15 protein-coding genes are annotated in these 20,510 nt (G+C 73.4%); 11 read left to right on the top strand and 4 right to left on the bottom strand.

The window, feature by feature from the left end; genetic code table 11:
* Nucleotides 1-50: 50 nt before the first annotated feature.
* Entirely contained in the window at nt 51-2,207 is a 2,157-nt protein-coding gene (locus DES41_RS34180; protein WP_425466415.1) for a membrane-bound PQQ-dependent dehydrogenase, glucose/quinate/shikimate family, read from the bottom strand.
* Between the two features lie 399 nt (nt 2,208-2,606).
* On the opposite strand from DES41_RS34180, the gene DES41_RS34185 reads away from it, so the two are divergent.
* Complete coding sequence (locus DES41_RS34185; RefSeq protein ID WP_114472104.1) at nt 2,607-2,912, top strand: hypothetical protein; 306 nt, start codon at nt 2,607-2,609, stop codon at nt 2,910-2,912.
* Between the two features lie 140 nt (nt 2,913-3,052).
* Here DES41_RS34185 and DES41_RS34190 read toward each other — a convergent pair whose 3' ends face one another.
* Nucleotides 3,053-5,824 (bottom strand): ATP-binding cassette domain-containing protein, encoded by a 2,772-nt coding sequence (locus DES41_RS34190; RefSeq protein WP_114472105.1) that lies wholly within the window; start codon nt 5,822-5,824, stop codon nt 3,053-3,055.
* Nucleotides 5,825-5,919: 95 nt separating this feature from the next.
* Between DES41_RS34190 and DES41_RS34195 the strand changes: the two genes are divergently transcribed.
* Nucleotides 5,920-6,552, top strand: coding sequence for a UdgX family uracil-DNA binding protein (locus tag DES41_RS34195; protein WP_114472106.1), 633 nt, complete (start codon nt 5,920-5,922; stop codon nt 6,550-6,552).
* Between the two features lie 83 nt (nt 6,553-6,635).
* On the opposite strand, the gene DES41_RS34200 is transcribed toward DES41_RS34195, so the two are convergent.
* Entirely contained in the window at nt 6,636-7,163 is a 528-nt protein-coding gene (locus DES41_RS34200; protein ID WP_114472107.1) for a hypothetical protein, read from the bottom strand.
* 141 nt (nt 7,164-7,304) lie between these two features.
* Here DES41_RS34200 and DES41_RS34205 point away from each other — a divergent pair, with 141 nt between their 5' ends.
* The 7 genes from DES41_RS34205 to DES41_RS34235 all read left to right on the top strand — a co-directional run bounded on the left by DES41_RS34205 (nt 7,305) and on the right by DES41_RS34235 (nt 17,110).
* On the top strand, nt 7,305-8,609 hold the full coding sequence (locus DES41_RS34205) for a glycosyltransferase (RefSeq protein WP_114472202.1): 1,305 nt from the start codon (nt 7,305-7,307) through the stop codon (nt 8,607-8,609).
* Complete coding sequence (locus DES41_RS34210; protein WP_114472108.1) at nt 8,609-9,340, top strand: SDR family oxidoreductase; 732 nt, start codon at nt 8,609-8,611, stop codon at nt 9,338-9,340. Before DES41_RS34205 ends, DES41_RS34210 begins: the two co-directional genes overlap by 1 nt.
* A gap of 82 nt (nt 9,341-9,422) precedes the next feature.
* A complete protein-coding gene (locus DES41_RS34215) occupies nt 9,423-10,592 on the top strand; it encodes a glycosyltransferase family 9 protein (protein WP_114472109.1) in 1,170 nt (389 codons plus the stop codon).
* Nucleotides 10,589-12,373: a carbamoyltransferase family protein gene (locus tag DES41_RS34220; RefSeq protein ID WP_114472110.1), complete on the top strand. Its 1,785-nt coding sequence runs from the start codon at nt 10,589-10,591 to the stop codon at nt 12,371-12,373. The genes DES41_RS34215 and DES41_RS34220 overlap by 4 nt, the downstream gene beginning before the upstream one ends.
* Nucleotides 12,374-12,401: 28 nt before the next feature.
* Nucleotides 12,402-14,834, top strand: a complete 2,433-nt coding sequence (locus DES41_RS34225) for a glycosyltransferase family protein (RefSeq protein WP_114472111.1) — start codon at nt 12,402-12,404, stop codon at nt 14,832-14,834.
* Nucleotides 14,831-15,769: an amidohydrolase family protein gene (locus tag DES41_RS34230; RefSeq protein ID WP_114472112.1), complete on the top strand. Its 939-nt coding sequence runs from the start codon at nt 14,831-14,833 to the stop codon at nt 15,767-15,769. The genes DES41_RS34225 and DES41_RS34230 overlap by 4 nt, the downstream gene beginning before the upstream one ends.
* Nucleotides 15,770-15,829: 60 nt before the next feature.
* Complete coding sequence (locus DES41_RS34235) at nt 15,830-17,110, top strand: glycosyltransferase (RefSeq protein ID WP_114472113.1); 1,281 nt, start codon at nt 15,830-15,832, stop codon at nt 17,108-17,110.
* Between the two features lie 32 nt (nt 17,111-17,142).
* Here DES41_RS34235 and DES41_RS34240 read toward each other — a convergent pair whose 3' ends face one another.
* Complete coding sequence (locus DES41_RS34240; RefSeq protein ID WP_114472114.1) at nt 17,143-18,090, bottom strand: glycosyltransferase; 948 nt, start codon at nt 18,088-18,090, stop codon at nt 17,143-17,145.
* Between the two features lie 341 nt (nt 18,091-18,431).
* Between DES41_RS34240 and DES41_RS34245 the strand changes: the two genes are divergently transcribed.
* Both DES41_RS34245 and DES41_RS34250 read left to right on the top strand, forming a co-directional pair.
* A complete protein-coding gene (locus DES41_RS34245; protein ID WP_114472115.1) occupies nt 18,432-19,286 on the top strand; it encodes a hypothetical protein in 855 nt (284 codons plus the stop codon).
* A 74-nt stretch (nt 19,287-19,360) separates the two neighbouring features.
* Entirely contained in the window at nt 19,361-20,245 is an 885-nt protein-coding gene (locus tag DES41_RS34250) for a glucose 1-dehydrogenase (RefSeq protein WP_114472116.1), read from the top strand.
* Nucleotides 20,246-20,510 lie beyond the last annotated feature (265 nt).

Genomic DNA, 20,510 nt, shown 5'->3' on the forward strand with positions numbered 1-20,510 from the left:
GCGGCGCAGCATGGCAGTGCGCAAGGGCGAAAGCGGCGCGCGCGCCGGCTTCACTTGGGCAGGGCCCAGGCCATGACGTGGTCGCCCGCCTTGGTGCCCAGCGAGCCGTGCCCGCCCGCCACGGCCACCACGTACTGGCGCCCGTCGGCCCCGGTGTAGCTCATCGGTGTGGCCTGGCCGCCAGCGGGCAGGCGGGCCTTCCAGATCTCGCGGCCGGTGGTGGCGTCGTAGGCGCGCAGGTAGTAGTCCAGCGTGCCCGACAGGAAGGCCAGGCCACTGGCCGTGAGCAGCGGGCCGCCCAGGTTGGGCACGCCCATGCGCAAGGGCAGCGGCACGGGCGCCAGGTCGCGCACGGTGCCGTTGCGGTGCATCCAGGCGGTCTTGCCCGTCACCAGGTCGACCCCGGCCACGAAGCCCCAGGGCGGCTGCTGGCACGGGATGCCCAGCGGCGAGGTGAAGGCGCTGAGCTTGACGGCGAAGGGCGCGCCGAAGTTCTCGTTCAGTGCAGGCAGGCTGTCCTGGGGCCGCTGCCCGCCCTGCACCAGCAGCGCGGTGTCGTCGGAACGCGGCACCAGCTGGGAGACGAAGGCCAGCATCGTCGGCGTGGCGAACAACGACTGGCGCTGCGGGTCCACGGCCACACCGCCCCAGTTGAACACGCCGAAGTTGCCGGGGTAGACCAGCGTGCCCTGGGTCGACGGCGGCGTGTAGCGGCCCTCGTAGCGCAGCTTGCGGAATGCGATGCGGCACATCAGCTGGTCGAACATGGTGGCGCCCCACATGGCGCTTTCGGTCAGCGCCGGCGGGTCGAACGAGACCGCGGAGCGCGGCTGCGTGGGCGCCGTGCGGTCGCCCGCGGCGGCGCCCTGCGGCACCGGGTCTTCGCGCACCGGGTGCACCGGCACCCCGGTGCGCCTGTCCAGCACGAACAGCTCGCCCTGCTTGGTGGGCTGCACCAGCGCGGGCACGCGCGTGCCGCCGATCTCCAGGTCGACCAGGCTGGGCTGCGCCGGCACGTCGTAGTCCCACAGGTCGTGGTGCACGGTCTGGAAGCTCCAGCGCACGCGGCCGGTGGCCAGGTCCAGCGCCACCACGGAGGACGAGAAGCGCTCCACCGCCTCGCTGCGGTTGCCGCCCCACTGGTCGGGCGGCTGGTTGCCCATCGGCACGTAGACCATGCCCAGCGCCTCGTCCACGCTGGAGATCGACCAGCTGTTGGGCGAGTTCGGCGTGTAGGTCTGGCCAGCCGCCAGCGGCGCCGTGTCGTCGGGGCGGGCCGAATCCCAGTTCCAGACCAGCGCGCCGGTCTCGATGTCGTAGGCGCGGATCACGCCGGACTGCTCGCGCGTGGAGACGTTGTCCAGCACCGTGCCGCCGACGATCACGAGCTTTTGCGTCACGACCACGGGCGAGGTCGAGTAGTAGGCCCCGGGCCGGTGGTTGGGCATGCCGGCCCACAGGTCGATCTCGCCGCGGCCGCCACCGAAGCTGCTGCACGATTTGCCGGTGGCCGGATCGAGCGCGAGCAGCCGGCCGTCCGCCGTGGGCATGAACAGCTTGGACGGGCACTCCGGCGCGCTGGAACTGGCCTGGTAGGAGAGGCCGCGGCAAGTCAGGTGCTGCAGCGCGAGGCCCTTGGGCAGGCCCAGGTCGCGCCGCCAGGCCTGCGCGCCGGTGGTCGCATCCAGCGCCACGACGGACTGGTGCGGCGTGCACAGGAACAGGCGCTCGCCGATCTTCAGTGGCGTGGCCTGGAAGGTGGTTTCTTCGGGGTCGCCCGGCTGGCCGCGCACGTCGCCGGTGCGGTAGTGCCAGGCCAGCTGCAGGTTCTCCACATTGCCCGGTGTGATCTGGGCCAGCGGGGCATGGCGCTGGCCTGCGGCGGTGCGGCCGTAGGCATGCCACTCGCCCGCCGGCACGGCGCCGTCTGCCGCGGCGGCGATCGGCGCGCGCGGCAGTTCCCCGGCGATCTGGTGCGGATCGTGGAACCACGATGCCACGGCCGTGGCGGCGAACACCGCCAAGGCCGCGACCAGCGCCAGGCCGCCGCGGCCGGCCAGGGCCCGCGTGCCGCGCCCGCGTGATGACGGGCAGCAGCAGCAGCGCGCCCAGGATGAAGGGCACGTCCAGCCGCGCGGCGAGCGGCCACCAGTCCAGGCCCGACTCCCACAGCGCCCAGCCCAGCGTGGCGATGACGAACAGCGCATACAGCTGCAACGCGGCGGGCCTGCGCGCCAGCAGCAGCCAGGCCGTGGCCAGAAGCAGCGCGGCGGCGACGAGGTAGTAGGGCGATCCGCCGAGCAGCAGCAGCTGTGTGCCGGCGATGCCGGCGAACAGCGCTGCAGCGATCAGCAAGATGGCCAAGATCAGCAGGAACCAGGGGCGGCGTGCGATGGGCGGCGGAGTGTGGGTTGGCATGGGTGATGACTTTCGTGCATCGCGTGTGCTGCCGGGTGTCGGTGCGCATGCGCTGCGGTTGTAGGAATGGCTGTAGGACCGCAGGGTCCCGCGCGGTAGGCGGTTTCCGGCGCGGCGATGGCGCACAGGCTGGCCCCGTGCGCCAGGGCGGGCCGCGAGCATGGGGCACACAACTTCTGGAGAGCAGCATGACGAGATCGCGTTCGCAACCCGGCACAGGCGCGTCGGACCCCGTGGCACCCCACGCGCAGGCGACAGCGCAAGGGCAGTCCCCACAGCCCGGCAAGGGCGGTGTCGAAAGCGGCGGCGGCGACGGCACGCCGCCGCTCAACTTCGACGACGAGGAGATCTATTCGGGCCGCGGCAAGGCGCTGCGCGCGGGCGGCACCGCCAATGCGCAAGGCGGCGACAGCGGCCGCCTCGGGCCGCCGTCCGAGCAGCTCTCCGACCGCAACGGCCCCAGCGCTCCGGACCGCAGCCGGCCGAAGGGCTGAGCCTTCGGCAGCCGCGGCGACGGGGCCCTGGGGCCGCTTGCCACGGCTGCTGCGGATCCCGCCGCCGGGCGGCGGGGGCGGGACGGCCGGCGCGGTGGCGCCAAGGGCCGGCCTGCCTCGCGCCTGGTGCAGGCACGGGCTCACGCCGCCTTCTCCCCGCGCCCGGCGAGCGTGTAGAGCGTCTGCACCAGTTCGTCGGCCTCCACCGGTTTGACGAGGTGCACCTGGAAGCCCGCCATCAGCGTGCGCACGCGGTCGCCGGGTTGCGCCAGGCCGGTCAGCGCCACCGCGGGCATGCGCTGCTCCAGCGTCACGCCGCGTTCGGCCTCGCGTTGGCGCACGGCGTGCATCACGCCGTAGCCGTCTTCGCCGTGCAGCACGATGTCGCACACCAGCAGATGCGGCCAGCGCGTCGTCGGCTCGCCGGCCAGCCATGCCAGCGCCGGTGCGCCACCCGGGAACGGCAGCACCTGCGCGCCCTCGGCGCCCAGCAGCATGGCCAGGGTGTCGCGCGCGTCGGCCATGTCGTCGATGACCATGATGCGCAGGCCCGCCAGCGGCGTGTCGCCCAGGCCATGCCCGGCACCGGCGGCATGCGGCACGGGCGCCGGCTCGGCGGCCACGGCGCGCAGCGGCAGGTCCAGCATGTAGCGCATGCCGTGCAGTGCGCTCGGCGCTTCGATGGAGAAGCTGCCGCCCTGGCGCTCGATGGTCGAGCGCAACGCCATCGGGTCGAGCGGGGTCTCGGTGCCATGGGGCAGCGCGAGCCCGGCCAGCGCATCGGGGACGGGCGCCGGCGCGCGCTCGCCCACCGCGGCATGCCGGCCATCGGTCACGCTGAGGCAGGCGCGCCGGTCGCGGCGTTCCAGCCGCAGCTCGATGCGGCCCTGCGCGGGCGTGGCGTGCAGCGCCCACATGCACAGCTGGCGCAGCACCTGGGCCAGCGTGCCGGGGTCGCCCGTCACGCTGGCGTCGTCGATGTCGATCTCGGTGTACAGCCGCACCTGCCGCGCGTCGATGGTCTGGCGCAGGCCGTCGATGGCGTTCGCCACCAGTGCCACCAGGTTGACGGGCTGGCGCGCCAGCTGGCGCTCCAGCCGCTCGAACTGCTGCTGCTGGCGCTGCAGGCTCCACAGCTGCGCGTAGAGGCCGGCCTGCGCCAGCAGGGCCTCGTGGCGTCCGCGTTCGACGATGCGGCCCTTGTCCATCACGACGATCTCGTCGGCGTTGACGATGGTGGACAGCCGGTGCGCGATGACCAGCGTGGTGCGGCCCTCGGCGATGCGGTCGAGCTCGCCCTGGATCGCGCGCTCCGCGCGGGTGTCGAGCGCCGACGTGGCCTCGTCGAAGACCATGATCGGCGGGTTCTTCAGGAAGGCCCGCGCGATGGCGATGCGCTGCTTCTCGCCGCCCGACAGCTTGAGCCCGCGCTCGCCCACCACCGTCTCGTACTGCTGGGGCAGCGACAGGATGAACTCGTGCACCTGCGCGGCCTTGGCGGCCTCCATGATGTCGGCGATGCCGGCGCCCAGCCGCCCGTAGCCGATGTTGTAGGCGATGGTGTCGTTGAACAGCACGGTGTCCTGCGGCACCACGCCGATGGCCTCGCGCAGCGATTGCACGGTGACCGCGCGCAGGTCCTGTCCGTCCACCGCGATGCGTCCGCCGTTCACGTCGTACAGGCGCAGCAGCAGCCGCGCCAGCGTCGATTTGCCCGAGCCGCTGCCGCCCACCACGGCCACGGTCTGCCCGGCACCGATGGTGAGGCTCACATCCCAGAGCACCTGGCGGCCGGCCTCGTACGAGAAGTCCACATGCTCGAAGGCCACCACGCCGCCCTTGACCGCCAGCAACGCCTGCCCGGGGCGGTCCTCGATGTCGGGGCGCTGCGCCATCAGCGCGAACAGCTTCTCGGTGTTGACCAGTGCGTCGCTGGCCTCGCGGAACACGAAGCCCAGCGCGTTGAGCGGCAGGCAGATCTGGATCAGGTAGGCGTTGACGAGCACGAGGTCGCCCACCGACATGGCGCCGCGCACCGTCTGCTGGCCAGCCAGCAGCATGACGGCGGCCACGCCGGCGGCGATCACGGCACCCTGGCCGATGTGCAGCGCCGACAGCGTGCGCTGGTTGCCGATGCTGCCCTGCACCCACTGGGCGCAGATCTCCGCATAGCGCCGGCGCTCGTAGTCCTCGCGCGCATGGGTCTTGACCGTCTCGTAGTTCAGCAGGCTGTCGACCAAGCGGCCGTTGGCGCGCGAGTCCATCTCGTTGACGCGCCGCTGGCGCAGTTCGCGCCGCTGCGTCAGCCGCAGCGTGAGGACCGCGTAGACGCAGAAGGTGACCAGGATGGCGGCCGTGAACCACAGGCTGTAGCCCAGCGCCATCACCGCCAGCACGGCGGCGAACTCCACCAGCGTGGGCACCACCGTGAACAGCCCGGCACCGAGCAGGAAGCCGACGCCGGCGGTGCCGCGTTCCACGTCGCGGATCAGCGAGCCGGTGTTGCGCTGCACGTGGAAGCGCGGGTCCAGCGCCAGCAGGTGGGCGAAGCTGCGCTCGGCATAGGCCGTCGTCGTGCGTTGCGTCACGGGGGCGAACACCAGGTCGCGCAGTTCGGTGAACAGCGTGCCGAGGAAGCGCACCAGCGCGTAGGCCAGCAACAGGAACACCGGCACCACCAGCACCGACGCGTTGCCCTGGGCCGCGGCCGGCATCCCGGGCGCCACCGCCTCCACCAGCCCGGCCGGGTGGCTGAAGCGGTCGACGATGGCCTTGAGCAGGAACGGCACGGCCACGCCCGCGGCCTTCGCCAGCACGAGGAGCGCCACAGCCAGCAGGGTGCGCCGCCGGTAGGCCCAGGCCGCAGCCCACAGGCCGGCGAACACCCTGCGCTTGTCCGCGGAAGTGGTCATGCGCGGGCCCGGCAAGCGGCGTACCCGGTGCGCCTTGGCGAAGGGGAGGTGGGCGCGCTGCAGCCTGCGGGAACACCGATTGCCCACACGGTCCCATGGCGCAAGACCACGTTCACTCGCCGGGCGCCGCCCCGCCGCGGGCGCCGGCCCGCGCGCTGGCCGCGCTGCGCGAGGCCACCGACGCATGCCGCCAGTGCCCCATCGGCGCCGGTGCCACGCAATCGGTGGTGGGCGAGGGCCCGGCGCATGCACCGCTGATGCTCGTGGGCGAGCAGCCCGGCGACCAAGAGGACCGCAGCGGCCAGCCCTTCGTGGGGCCGGCCGGCCGGCTGCTGGACCTGGCGCTGCAAGAGGCCGGCATCGACCGCCGTGCCGTCTTCGTCACCAATGCGGTCAAGCACTTCAAGTACGAGCTGCGCGGCAAGCGGCGCATCCACAAGTCGCCGGGCCAGCGCGAGATCGCGGTCTGCGTCCAGTGGCTGGAGCAGGAGATCGCGCTCGTGCGTCCGCACGCGTTCGTCGCGCTGGGGGCGACGGCGGCGCGGGCGCTGCTGGGGCGCCCCACGCCCGTGCTGCGCAACCGCGGGCAGTGGCTTGCGCGCGAGGACGGCCGGAGCGTGCTCATCACCGTGCACCCCTCGGCGCTGCTGCGCCTGCGCGGCGCCGACCACGATGCCGGCGTGCGCGAACTGGTGCGCGATCTGGCCCGTGCGCGCGAGCGCGCCTGAGCCATGGCGGCGCGCCAGCCGCCGACCCGCCGCGCACCGCCTGCCGTGCCTGCCGGAAGGCCCGGGAAGTTTTGCAGCAAGCCCTACGGCCTGGCATCCGCCGGCGGCGCGAACAACAGCCCCTCCGCACCGTGCCCGGCCGCCAGCCGCTTGACTTCCGCCCGCAGGTAGCCTGCCAGCATCAGGCCGAAGGCCTCGTCGTACCAGGGGTGCGCGCCGCTGGTGGCGGCGACGATGCCGTCCAGGCACACGCCGCCCCACAGCAGGGTGTCGCCGGGCTGCAGCCGGTGCGGGTAGCGCGCCTGCAGCACGTGGCCGTCCATCTGGTGGCGCCAGCTCAGCAGCGCCTTGGCGCGCGCGAACTGCTCGTAGTCGGCGTCCCAGCGTGCCGGGTCGCCGACCGAGTGCTCCAGCAGGATCGCCTGCGCGAACGCCGACGTGGCGGGCGGGCGCCCTGGGTCCATCAGCACGATGTGCAGGAAACCGGTGCCGCTGACCTGCGGGTCCTGCAGCTGTGCCTGGATCGCGGGCAGGGCGCGCGCGAGCGCCGCCTGCGCGGCCTGGCGGGCGAGCCAGCTGCCGGCGGGCGCAAGAGAGGTATCGGTGTGCATGGACGGCGGCGGGCAAGCGGCGTGCCGCGCCGTGCGCGCGGCCGGCGGGCCCCCGGCAGGGCTGCCGTGGGCACACGGTTTGCCACACGGCATTGCACCCGGAACGTCTCCGGCCAGGATCCACAACACATGAGCAAGCCCATGCGCATCGCCCTCATCAGTGAACACGCCTCGCCGCTGGCTGCGGCAGGCGGTGTCGATTCAGGGGGCCAGAACATCTATGTGAACCACGTGGCCCGCAAGCTGGCCGCCCGCGGCCACGCCGTCGAGGTCTTCACGCGGCGCGACAGCCCGGACCTGCCGCCGGTCGTCCCGCTGTGCCGCGGCGCGCGCGTGGTGCATGTGCCGGCCGGGCCGCCGCGCTTCGTGCGCAAGGAAGAGCTGCTGCCCTGCATGCAGGAGTTCGCGCGCAGCTGCGAGGAGCGGCTGCGCAGGAGCCGGCCCTTCGACGTGGCGCACGCCAACTTCTTCATGTCCGGCCTGGTCGCGCGGCACCTGCAGCGCAGCCTGATGCTGCCGTTCGCGATGACCTTCCACGCGCTCGGGCTGGTGCGCCTGCAGCACCAGAAGGAAGCCGATGCCTTTCCACCGGAGCGCATCGCCATCGAGCACCAGTGCGTGCGCGACGCCGACGTGCTGATCGCCGAGTGCCCGCAGGACCAGGACGACCTCATGCACCTGTACGGCGCGGCGCCCGAGCGCATCGCCATGGTGCCCTGCGGTTTCGACGCTGGCGAGTTCAGCCCCTGCAAGCGCGCCACGGCGCGGCGCGAGCTGGGCATCGCGCAGGACGAGTTCCTGGTGCTGCAGCTCGGCCGGCTGGTGCCGCGCAAAGGCATCGACAACGTGATCGCGGCGCTGGCGCATGCGCGCACCTTGCTGCCGCCGCAGGCCAGGCTGCGGCTGCTGGTGGTGGGCGGCGATGCGCCTGAGCCCGACGAGCACCGCACGCCGGAGATCGCGCGGCTGCGCCGCATTGCCGAGGCGCTGGGCGTGGCGGCCGACGTGCACTTCACCGGCCACCGGCGGCGCGCGCAGCTGCGCCACTACTACGCGGCCGCCGACGTCTTCGTGTCGACGCCGTGGTACGAGCCCTTCGGCATCACGCCGCTGGAGGCCATGGCCTGCGCCGTGCCGGTGCTGGCCAGCGATGTCGGCGGCCTGCGCTACTCGGTGGTGGATGGCGCCACGGGCTTCCTGGTGCCGCCGCGCGATCCGCAGGCGCTGGCCGAGCGCATGGCCCTGCTGCACAGCCGGCCCGCGCTGGCGGCGCGGATGGGGCGGGCCGGCCAGCGGCGCGTGCAGTCCATGTTCACCTGGGACAAGGTCGTCGACGGCCTGGTCGAGGCCTACCGCGGCATCGTGCGCCAGCCGGCGCCCGTGCACCGCATGCCGCCGCGCGCGGTGCCCGACGTGCGCAGCGTCGCCATGCTGGGAGGTGCCTGATGGACATGAACGGCAAGACCGCCCTGGTCACGGGCGCGGGCAGCGGCCTGGGTGCGGCCATCGCGCGGCAGTTGCTCGGTGCGGGCGCGCGCCTGGTGCTGCTCGACCGCGCCGGCGATCGCGTGCGCGATCTGGCGGGCGTCATCGACCCGGCCGGCGACAAGACGCTGGCGCTGGGTGTGGACATCTGCGACCGGTCCGCCGTGGCCGCCGCCCTGGCGCAGGCGACGGCCCACTTCGGCGGCCTGGACGTGCTCGTCAACAACGCCGGCACCGACGTCACCGCCTCGCTGGAAGAAGTGGATGCGCAGGCCTGGGACGCCGTGCTGGACACCAACCTGCGCAGCGTGTTCTACCTCTGCAAGAGCGCGCTGGCGCACCTGCGCGCCGCCGACGGCGGGCAGGGCGGGCAGATCGTGAACATCGCGTCGACCGCCGCCACGCGCGCCTGGGCCAACGCCAGCGCCTACCACGCGAGCAAGTGGGGCCTGCTCGGCCTGTCGCGCGCGCTGCATGCCGAACTGCGGCCGCAGGGCATCCGCGTCAGCACGGTGATCGCGGGCGGCATGCGCACGCCGTTCCTGCTCGACCGCTTCCCCGAGCTGGACCCCGGCAAGCTGCAGGACCCGGCCACCGTCGCCTCGGCCGTGGCGTTCCTGCTGTCGGTGCCGCGCGGCTCGGTGGTGGCCGAGATCACCGTGCTGCCCGAGCAGGAGACCTCATGGCCCTGAACCTGCGCGCCAACGCGGACGCGGCAGCCGCAGCGCACGTTGCGCGCGCATGGCACACGGGGCGCACGGCCCCGGGCGCAGCATGACGCCGCCGGCAGCGGGGCTGGACCCGCGCTGGGCCGCTGTGCGCCGCCTGCTCGTGGTGCGGCTGGACAACCTGGGCGACCTGCTCATGACCACGCCGGCGCTGGCGGCCATCCGCCACAGCCTGCCGGGCGTGCACATGACGCTGCTGGGCTCGCCGGCAACGATGGCCGCGCTCGCACACCTGCCGATGCTGGACGAGGCCATCGGCTACGACGCGCCATGGGTCAAGGGCCAGGCCGGCGACGATGCCGGGCCCGACCACCGGCTGCTGCTGCGCCTGGGCTGCGGCCGCTACGACGCAGCCATCATCTTCACGGTGTGCACGCAGAGCGCGCTGCCGGCCGCCATGCTGTGCCGTCTGGCGCAGATCCCGCTGCGGCTGGCCCACAGCCGCGAGAACCCGTATGCGCTGCTGAGCGACTGGGTGCTCGACGGCGAGCGTGTCGAGCAGGGCATGCGGCACGAGGTGCAGCGCCAGCTCGACCTGGTGCACAGCGTGGGCATGCAGGCGGCCGACCGGCGCCTGGTCTTCCACTACGCCGCGGCGCACATGCGCGCCGCGCGGCGCCGGCTGGTGGCGGCCGGCTGTGATGCGGCCCAGCCCTATGTGGTCGTGCACGTGGGCGCGACGGCGCCCTCGCGCCGTTACCCGCCGGAGCGGTTCGCCGCGGCGGCCGATGCCATCGCCGCCGCCAGCGGCCACTGCATCGTGTTCACGGGCAGCAGCGCGGAGGCGCCGCTGGTCGAGCGCGCACGCGCCTCGATGCGGCGGCCTTCGGTCTCGCTGGCGGGCCAGCTGGGCCTGGGCGAATTCGGTGCGCTGCTGGCCAGCGCGCGGGTGCTCGTCAGCAACAACACCGGGCCTGTGCACATGGCGGCCGCGCTGGGCACGCCGGTGGCCGTGCTCTACGCGCAGACCAACCCCCAGCACACGCCGTGGCTGACCGCGGCGCGCGTGCTGTACCACGACGTGGGCTGCCGCAACTGCCTGCGCAGCGTGTGTCCCGAGGGCCACAACGACTGCCTGCAGCGCGTCGAGCCGGCCGCCGTGGCCGCAGCGGCGCTCGACCTCATGGGCCTGGGCCACGCTGCGGTGCAGCCGGCGCAGGCCATGGCCAGCGCGCCGGCGCGGGCGCCCCTTTCATTGGTGGGAGCACAAGCATGATCACACTGGGCATCAACGCCGCATTCCACGACAGCGCTGCCGTGCTGGTGGTCGACGGCGCCGTCGTCGCGGCCAGCGAGGAGGAGCGCTTCACGCGCATCAAGCACGGCAAGCGGCCGCTGCCGTTCACGGCCTGGGAGCTGCCGTTCCACGCCATCGACGACTGCCTGCGCCAGGGCGGCGTGCGGCTGGTCGACGTGGACCACGTGGCCTACAGCTACGACCCCCAGCGCTTCCTGCAGGACCGGGTGCAGGGCGGCAGCATCAGCCTGCCGCTGCAACCCTCGGCACACGCCGCCGGCGCCTGGGAGAACCCGTGGGACCCGCTGTTCGCGGCCTACATCGTCAACGCGCCGCGCCAGCTGGCCGACGGTGCGCCGCACCACCTGAAGGGCCGGCTGTCGGGCGCGCGGCACGACGGGCCATACCGCTTCCACTTCGTCGAGCACCACCTGTGCCACCAGGCCAGCGCCTTCCTGGCCAGCCCGTTCGAGGCCTGCGCGGTGATGACGCTGGACGGCCGCGGCGAGCATGCGACGACGAGCTACGGCGTCTACGCGGACGGCGTGTACCGCCAGCTCGGCGAGGTCTGCATGCCGCACTCGCTGGGCATGCTGTACGAGCAGGTCACGCACCACCTGGGCTTTCTGCATTCATCGGACGAGTACAAGGTGATGGCCCTGGCCGCCATGGGCAGCCCGCGCTTCGCAGCGGCGCTGGGCCGCCACATCGCCATGCTGCCCGAGGGCCGCTACCGCATCGATCCCATCGACCTGACGGCGCTGGCCTGCCCGCCGCGCGCACGCGGGGCAGCGCTGGAGAGCGTGCACCTGGACCTGGCCGCTTCGCTGCAGCTGGTGCTGGAAGACAGCGCACTGCAGCTGGCGCGCTGGCTGCGTGAAGCCAGCGGGCAGCCGCGCCTGGCCATGGCCGGCGGCGTGGCGCTGAACTGCGTGATGAACGCACGGCTGCGCGACAGCCGGGTGTTCGACGAGATCTGGGTGCAGCCCGCCGCCGGCGACGCCGGCACGGCGCTGGGTGCGGCCCTGTGGACGGATGCGCGCCAGCGCCGCGGCGACGCACCGCCCGCCGGCCAGCCGAGCGCCCGTGGCGCCGCCACGCCGCTCGCGCCGCGCCGCTGGCGGATGGAGCACGCCTACCTGGGGCCGGACTACGACGACGAAGCGATCGAGGCGCTGCTGCGCTGGGCCAAGCTGCCCTACCGCCGTGCTGACGACGTGTGCGCGGAGACGGCGCAGCTGCTCGCGCGCGGCTGCGTGATCGGCTGGTTCCAGGGCCGCATGGAGTTCGGCCCGCGCGCACTGGGCGCGCGCTCGATCCTGGCCTCGCCGGTGGACCCGGCCATGCAGGCGCGCATCAACGAGTTGAAGGACCGCGAGGACTTCCGCCCCGTGGCGCCCGCGGTGCCGCAGGAGCGCCTGGCCGAATGGTTCAGCCCGGCCGAGGCCAATGGCGGGCAGGCGCCGTTCATGCTGTTCATCTACGACGTGCACGAAGACCAGGCGGCGCGCATCCCGTCGGCCTGCCACCAGGACCGCACGGCGCGCGTGCAGACCGTGTCGGCCGACGCCAATCCGCGTTTCCACGGCGTGCTGGAGGCGTTCGGCCGCATCACGGGCGTGCCGGTGCTCATCAACACCTCGTTCAACGTGCGCGGCGAGCCCATCGTCTGCACCCCCAAGGACGCGGTGGACGCATTCCACAGCACGCCGCTGGACGCGCTGGTGATCGGCCCGTTCGTGCTGGAGAAGCGCCCGTGAGGCTGGTGCACGGCGCCACGGTGCAACCATGATCGGCGCGCCCGGGCCCGTGCGCTCGTTCTGGATGGGCGGCTTCGAGGGCGCCGACCACCTGGATGGACAAGGCCGTCCGCTGGACATGGCCGCGGCGCACGGCCACCTGCAGCAGCTGGACGAGGACTACGCACTCGCCGCGGCGATGGGCATCGGCACGGTGCGCGAAAGCCTGGGCTGGCGCCTGTGCGAGACGGCGCCCGGCGTCTACGACCTGGAGCGCGCGCTGCGCATGGCCCGCAGCGCCCGGCGCCAGGGCCTGCAGATCCTGTGGACGCTGATGCACTACGGCACACCGGCCGACGTCAGCCTGATGGACGACCGCCTCATCGAGCGCTTCGCCGCGTTCGCCACGGCCGCTGCGCAGGCGCTGGCGGACGAGACCGACGGGCCGCCCGTCTACACGCTCGTCAACGAGATCAACTTCCTCTCCTGGGCGGCGGCGCACACCGACATGGTCTGGCCCTACCGCGGCCAGTCGGCCGACGCGGTGCCCAGCAGCCGGCACAGCGGCTACGAGGTCAAGCGCCGCCTGGTGCGCGCCACGCTGGCGGCGACCGAGGCCGTGCGGCGCGTCGATCCCCGCGCGCGCTTCCTCCAGGCCGAGCCGCTGGTGCATGTGGTGCCTCCGGCGGACCGGCCCGATCTCGCGCCCCTCGCGGCCCAGGTGGCCGACTACCAATGGCAGGCCTGGGACCTGCTCGCCGGCCAATGCGAACCCGAGCTCGGCGGCTCGCCCGCGATGCTGGACCTGCTGGGCGTGAACTACTACCACAACGGCCAATGGGAGGTGGAGACCGAGCGGCGGCTCGCATGGCACACGCGCGACCCGCGCCGGCGCGGCCTGGACGAACTGCTGCAGGCCGCGTGGCGCCGCTATGGCAGCCCGTTGCTGGTTTCGGAGACCAGCCACGTCGGCGCCGGGCGCGCGCTGTGGCTCAGCGACGTGGCCAGCCAGGTCGAACGCGCGCGCGCCGCAGGCGTGCCCGTTGCCGGCATCTGCCTGTACCCGCTGGTCGACCGGCCCGACTGGGGTGACCCGCAGCGCTGGCACCGCAGCGGGCTCTGGGACGTGGCGCAGGCGCAGAACCAGGGGCAAGGCCAGGACGAAGGGCCGGGGCCCGGCATGGCGCGGCTGCTGCAACTGCCCTATGCCCGGATGCTGGCGCACTGGCAGCGGCGGCTGCCGGTGCCGGCGCGGCCGGTGTGGACCAAGCCGCTGCTGCTGGTCTTCTCGCCGCTGCGCTGGGACCTGGTGCAGCACCGGCCCCAGCACCTGATGGCCGAGCTGGCGGCCGACTGGCGCATCGTCTTCGTCGAGGAGCCGGTGCACGGCGCGGCCCGGGCCCAGCTGGTGCGCAGCTGCCCCATGCCCGACATCGAGGTGCTGCAGCCCCACACGCCGGGCAGCGGGGCCGGGTTCGAGGGCGGCCACATGCCGCTGGTCGCTGCGCTGCTGCAGCAGGCCCTGGGGGCCGAGGCGCTGCATTCGGCGCTGACCTGGCTGGCGACGCCCGAGGCCTTGCCGCTGGTCCAGTCGCTGCAGCTGCGGCCGACCGTCTACGACTGCTTCCGCGCCGGCCCCGGCGCGCCGGCCGGCCCGCACCGCCTGGCGCTCTGGAAGACGCGCGAGCTGGCCTTGCTGCGCCAGGCGGCGCTGGTGCTGGTGGCGGGCCCGGCGCTGTCGCGCGCGCTCGGCGGGCGCCATGGCCATGTGGCGAGCGTGTTCAACGCAGTGGATGCGGAGCACTTCTCGCCACGCGCGCTGGAGCCGCATGGCAGCGAGGCGCACGAGGCCGAACGCCTGTTGGCCGGCATCGACGGGCCCCTGCTCGGCTACTGCGGCAGCATCGACGAACGGCTGGACCTGGGCCTGCTGGCGCAGCTGGCCGATGCGCGGCCGCACTGGCACATCGTGCTGGTCGGCCCTGCGCAGCTGCCGGCCGATGTGCCCTTGCCGCAGCGGCGCAATCTGCACTGGCTCGGCGCGCAGCCCTACAGCCTGCTGCCCTACCTGCTGGCGCGCCTGCACGTGGCCTTGCTGCCCTACGTGCAGGGCCCGCGCACGGCCCTGGCCAACCCGCCGCAGCTGCTGGAGTACCTGGCGGCCCGCAAGCCCGTGGTCAGCGTGGCCCTCCCGGATGTGCTGGACCTGTACCCCCACATGGTGGAGACCGCGGCGGGCGCCGCAGGCTTTCTGCAGGCCTGCGAGACGGCGCTGCGGCGGCTGCGCGTGCACGACCTGCACCAGCGCGCGCGCGTGGACGCGGTGCTGGCGCGGCGCTCCTGGCGCAGCGCCGCGCAGGCCGTGCACGGCCTCCTGCGCGGGCTGCAACAGGAGGCCGCGCACATTCTCGCGCCCACCGGCCGGCCCGCCGTGCCGCCGCCAGCCAGCGCCGACCACCACACCCCGGCAGGCCACCCATGACCATCGACGCCCACCTCCACTGCACCGGGCGCGAGACCACGGGCGACGTGCTGCGCGCGCTCGACGACGCGGACATCGACCAGGCCGTGCTGCTGGCGCCGTTCCTCGGCGACGGCTATGCGCTGGACGACGCGGCCTCCCTGCGGCGTGCCAACGACCACCTGGCACAGCTGGTGCGCGGGCACGCCGACCGGTTGATCGGCTTCGCCGTGGTCAACCCGCAGCACGGCGGCGCCGCCGACGAGCTCGCGCGGGCCGTCGAGACGCTGGGGCTGCGCGGCGCGAAGATGGTGCCCTCGGGCTGGTACCCGAGCGATGCGCGCGTGCAGCCGGTGTTCGCCGTGGCGGCCAGGCTGGCGCTGCCCTTGCTGTTCCACAGCGGCATCTTCATCGACGGCCGGTCCGGCCGTTTCTGCCGGCCCTGCGAGTTCGAGGTGCTGCGCGACCATCCCGGCGTGCGCGTGGCGTTGGCGCACCTGGGCTGGCCCTGGACCGACGAGGCCATCGCGGTGGGCCTGATCGACCGCATCCATGGCGTGGCGCCGGCCGACGCCGTGTTCCGCTTCGACATCTCGTTCGGGCCGCCGCCGCCGTACCGGCTGGAGGTGCTGCGCCGGGCGCTCGACGTGCTGGGGCCGGAGTCGCTGCAGTTCGGCAGCGACTGCTTCCTGCCCTGCAGCGGCCAGCACATCGCCGAGCGGCGCGGCTGGGTGGAAGACCTGCTGGACCAGCTGGGCCTGGACGCCGCAGCGCGCCACCAGGTGTTCACCGCAACGGCCGCCACGTGGCTGCGCCTGCCGCCGGCGGCACCGCGCACGGCGAGGGCGCCGGCGGCCGCGCCCGCATGTGCCGCTGCGGCACCGCGGCCCGCCGCCGGCAGCTTGCGCAGCGGCTGGCTGGGTGCCTCCGGCCGGATCGGGCCGCTCTGCTGCTGACGCCATGGCCGCCGCTGCCGAACCCCCGCACACCCCGGCGCACTGCAAACGGGTGCACCGATGACGGTGCACGCCACGGTCCCGCCAGGGTCGGCGCCGCGCGTGCGCGTGCTCGAAGTCATGGGCAACGCGATCGTCGGCGGCATGGAGAGCACGGTGCTGCGCCTGGTCGAGCGGCTGCCGCGCGCGCGCTTCCACACCACCGTGCTGGCGCCTTTCGCGAGCCCCTGCACCGAGCGGCTGCGCGCGCTGGACGTGGAGGTCATCATCGCGCCGATGCCGCAGGACATGGTCTGGTCTTCGGTGCAGCTGGCCATCGCGGCCATCGCCGCCTGCCGCATCGACGTGCTGCACGCCCACCTGGGCAACGCGCACGTGCTGGCGGGCCTGGCGGGCCGCCTGGCCGGCCGGCCGGTGCTGGGCACGGTGCATGCGCGCCAGGTCACGCCGCTGGAGCTGGAGGCGCACCGCGCGTTCGGCACGCACCTGCACATGGTCTGCCAGCACAGCTACCTGCACGCGCTGGGCATGGGCGCCATGCCCTCGCACCTGCACTGCGTGCCCAACGGCGTGGACACGGAGCTGTTCAGGCCCGCTGGCCCGGCCGGCCCCAGCGCGGCCGGCCTGCGCGCCAGCCTGGGGATCGGCGTGCAGGTGCCGCTGGTCGGCTTCGTCGGGCGGCTGTCGCCCGAGAAGGGCCCCGAGCTGTTCGTGCGCTGCGCGCAGCGCGTGCACGACGCGCAGCCGCAGGCGCACTTCGTGCTGGTGGGCGAGGGGCCGCTGCGCGACGCGGTGCAGGCGCGCATCGACGGCCTCGGACTGGCCGCGCATGTGCACCTGGCGGGCCTGCGCGAGGACATGCCGGCGCTGTACCCGGAGTTCGACGTGCTGGTGTCCAGTTCGCTGACCGAGGCCATGCCGCTGGCCGTCATGGAAGCCATGGCCTGCGGGGTGCCGGTGGCGGCCACGCGTGTCGGTGGCGTGGCCGACCTCGTCGTGGAGGACTGGACGGGCCTGCTGGCCGAGCCCGGCGACATCGAGGGGCTGGCGCGCCTCGTTGCCGCGCTGGTGGCCGACCCGCAGCGCCGGCGCGAGATGGGCCGGCACAGCCGCCAGCGCATGGTCGAGCACTTCAGCCTGGCGGCCAGCGTGGACGCCACCGCGGCCCTGCTGCAAGGCCTGGCCGCCCACGCGGGCCCTGCCGCGGCGCCGGGGCAACTGGTCGACACGCCGATGCTGCCCGGCCGCGCCGCATGCTTGTCCAGCCGAGCGCGCGGGCGGGCCGACGGAACAGCCGGCGAACTGGGCGGCGAACGGAGTGGCGAGAAGGACAGCGGATAGGGCGGCGAGCAAGGCGGCGAAGGCCGCGCCGGTTACCGGGTCACGCTGGCGAACGCGTCCATCCAGTCGGCGACGAAGCGGTCGATGTGGAAGCGCTCGTTGGCCAGGCGGCGCCCGGCCTCGCCCCAGTCGCGCGCGGTGCCGGGCTCGCGCAGCAGCATGTGCATGACCTCGGCGAGCCGCTCCGGCCGGGTGTCCACATAGCCGTTCTGGCCCGAGCGGATGACCGCCGCCAGCTCCGTGGTGGCCAGGCCGACGATGGGCAGGCCGACCATCATGGCCTCGACGATGGCCAGGCCCAGGCTGGTGTAGCGGATCGGGTTGAAGAAGAAGCGGTAGGGGGCCATGGCCCCCGGCAGCGCGGCGTTGTCGATCTCGCCCAGCCCGCCCAGCGGTTTGCTGCCCATGCCGACCAGGTCCAGCGGCACAGTGCGCGCCATGTCGTGGTAGATGTCCAGCCCGAGCCTGCGCCCGCGCAGCTGCATGTTGTTCACGACCGTGATGCCGCGCTCCAGCCGGCCCTCGTACCGCGCGTCGGACAGCGGCTTGACGCCGTGCTCCACCACGCGCGTGGGCGTCACGCCCGCGTCCCACATCAGCGCGTTGAACGGCGTCACATGGACCAGCAGGGCGCCGGGGTCCTGCACCCAGTGCAGCGTGCCGGTCGGGCTCTGCAGAGGCGGGTCGTGCTCGACGTAGATGCGCGGCAGGGCGCGCTGCGTCGGCGCCAGCAGCTGCTCGCGGTCGCTCTCCCACTCCAGGCGCGACTGGTACAGCACGACATCGAACTGCATGTTGCGCAGGTGCTCGACAGGGGCCTCGTGCACGTTGTCGCCCCAGGGCAGGCTGCCGCTGCGGCCCGAGCGGTGGGTGGAGCGGAGCTCGTCGCGCACGAGGTAGAAGTCATGCGGCACCTGGCTCAGGTAGTAGAGGTAGTTGCCGTGGACATGCCAGGTCAGGATGCGCAGGCGTTCAGGCATGGCCGGCTTCCTGGTCGCACCGCGTCGATGTGTGGGTCATGCGTTCGCCGTGGCAATCGGCATGCCCGCAACGCGACGGCAGTGGATCGGCGTCGCTCGCCGCCACCGGTGGTCCCGCTCCTGCGCGCGGCAGCGGAAAAAGTTGCCGCAAGGCAGGGGGCGCAATGCTGCCGTCTCGCGCCTCCCGGTGTCTCGAAAGACCCTGTCGGCATTCCACGCCCGGGCTGCGGCACAGGCACGCGGCTTGCCGCCCTGCGCAGGGTCGGCGCGGCGCTGCCGTCACCGGCTGACCCCACGGGCGGCGCGATGCCGCATCTTTCTTTCACACCGAGGAGATCTTCATGCACGACAGAAACCAAGGCGACTGGCGCGGCAACCGCCCGGGCGACACCTCGCAAGCTTGGGACAACCAGCAGTCCGGCTATGCGCCCTCGGGCCAGCAGCAAGGCGGCGGCTATGAGAGCGGTGGTGACCCGGGTCGCCAGGGCGGCCAGGGCAACTGGGGCAGCCAGCGCGACACGGGTGGCTATGGGGGCTATGGCGGCTATGGCGGCGGCCAGGGCAGGCGTGGCGGCGGCTACGGCGGCGAGGACCACCGCTACGGTGGCTCGGGCGGTGGCCAGGGCCATGGCAGTCGCGGCCAGGGCTACGGCGGCCGGGGCGACGGAAGCCGGGAATTCGGTGGCGAGGACTACGGCCGCAGCCAGGGCTACGGCGAGAGCGGCCAGGGCTATGGTGGCAACCACGGCTACGGCAGCAGCGGCCAGGGCTCGCAGGGCGACGGCGGCAACCAGGGATACGGCGGCAGCCAGGGCTACGGAGGAAACCAGGGCTACGGAGGAAACCAGGGCTACGGGGGCAACCAGGGCCATGGCGGCAACCAGGGCAGCCGGCAGCACCACGATCCCGACTACCACCAGTGGCGCGAGCGGCAGATCAGCCAGCTCGACAGCGACTACGACGCCTGGCGGCAGGAGCGCTACAGCAAGTTCTCCGAGGACTTCGACAAGTGGCGGTCCCGCCGCAGCAGCCAGGGCGGCGGCAGCACGGGTGCAGGCGCCAGCGGAGCCAGCGGAACCAGCGGCGCCAGCGGCACGAGCGGCGCCAGCGGCACCTCGGGCCAGTCGGCCGGCGGCGGCATGGGCGCGTCCGCCTCCGGCACGTCGCAGACCTCGTCGTCCAAGCAGGACAAATGAAGCCGCGCGGCCCATGCCGCCGGCCGCGCGCCGGCGGCACCGGCCGCACCACCCACCGACCCGGAGCCTTGCAGATGCACGACACCCCTCTTGCCGACCCCCGCACCAAGTACCCCGTTCCGCCCTTTGCGCAGCAGCAGCAGACGCCGCCGGGCCAGCAGCCCGCCATGGACCCCGTGCCCGACTGCGGCGAGGACTCCTACGTGGGCGCCGGCCGGCTGGCCGGCCGCAAGGCCATCATCACGGGCGGAGACAGCGGCATCGGCCGCGCCGTGGCGATCGCCTATGCGCGCGAGGGCGCCGACGTGCTGGTTTCCTACCTCGACGAACACCAGGACGCCGAGGCCACGGCCGGCTTCGTGCGCAAGGCCGGCCGCAAGTGCGTGCTGGTGCCTGGCGACATCCAGAGCCGGGCCCATTGCCAGGCCATCGTGCAGCGCGCGGTGGACGAGCTGGGCGGCGTCGACATCCTGGTCAACAACGCGGCGTTCCAGATGTCGCACAAGAGCCTGCAGGAGCTGACGGAAGAAGAGTTCGACAAGACATTCCGCACCAACGTCTACGCCACCTTCTTCCTGACACAGGCGGCCGCGCCGCACATGCCGCCGGGCGCCTGCGTGATCAACACCGCCTCCATCAACGCCGACAAGCCGAACGCCACGCTGGTGGCCTACGCCGCCACCAAGGGCGCGCTGCAGAACCTGACCGGCGGGCTGGCGCAGCTGCTGGCCGAGCAGGGCATCCGCGTCAACTGCGTGGCGCCCGGCCCGGTGTGGACGCCGCTGATCCCGAGCACCATGGGCGCCGAGCAGGCTGCGAAGTTCGGCCAGAACGTGCCGCTCAAGCGGCCGGCCCAGCCCGCGGAACTGGCCGCACCCTACGTGATGCTGGCCAGCGAGCAAGCCTCGTACATCTCGGGCGCGAGGGTGGCCGTGACCGGCGGCGTGCCGTTCATCTGACCGGCGCCGGACCGCCACGGCTTTACGCCACCACCTCGGCGGCGCAGGCTGCAGCCGGCCTGATGGCCCGCCGGCGACGCCCGCAAGCAACCGCCCCAAGGAACGCGATGCTGCTGGCGCACGGCCAGACCGCGTGCCTGGCGCCAGGAGCAGGGCGCCTGCAGGCCAGCGTGACAACGGTCTCGTGCGGCTTTGCGGCAGACGCACCACCCGCGATGGCAAACTGTCCATTCCGCTTGCTGGGCCTGGACCTGTGTTCGACGAG

The sequence above is a fragment of the Pseudorhodoferax soli genome (assembly GCF_003337555.1).
GTDB classification, from domain to species: Bacteria; Pseudomonadota; Gammaproteobacteria; order Burkholderiales; family Burkholderiaceae_C; genus Pseudorhodoferax; species Pseudorhodoferax soli.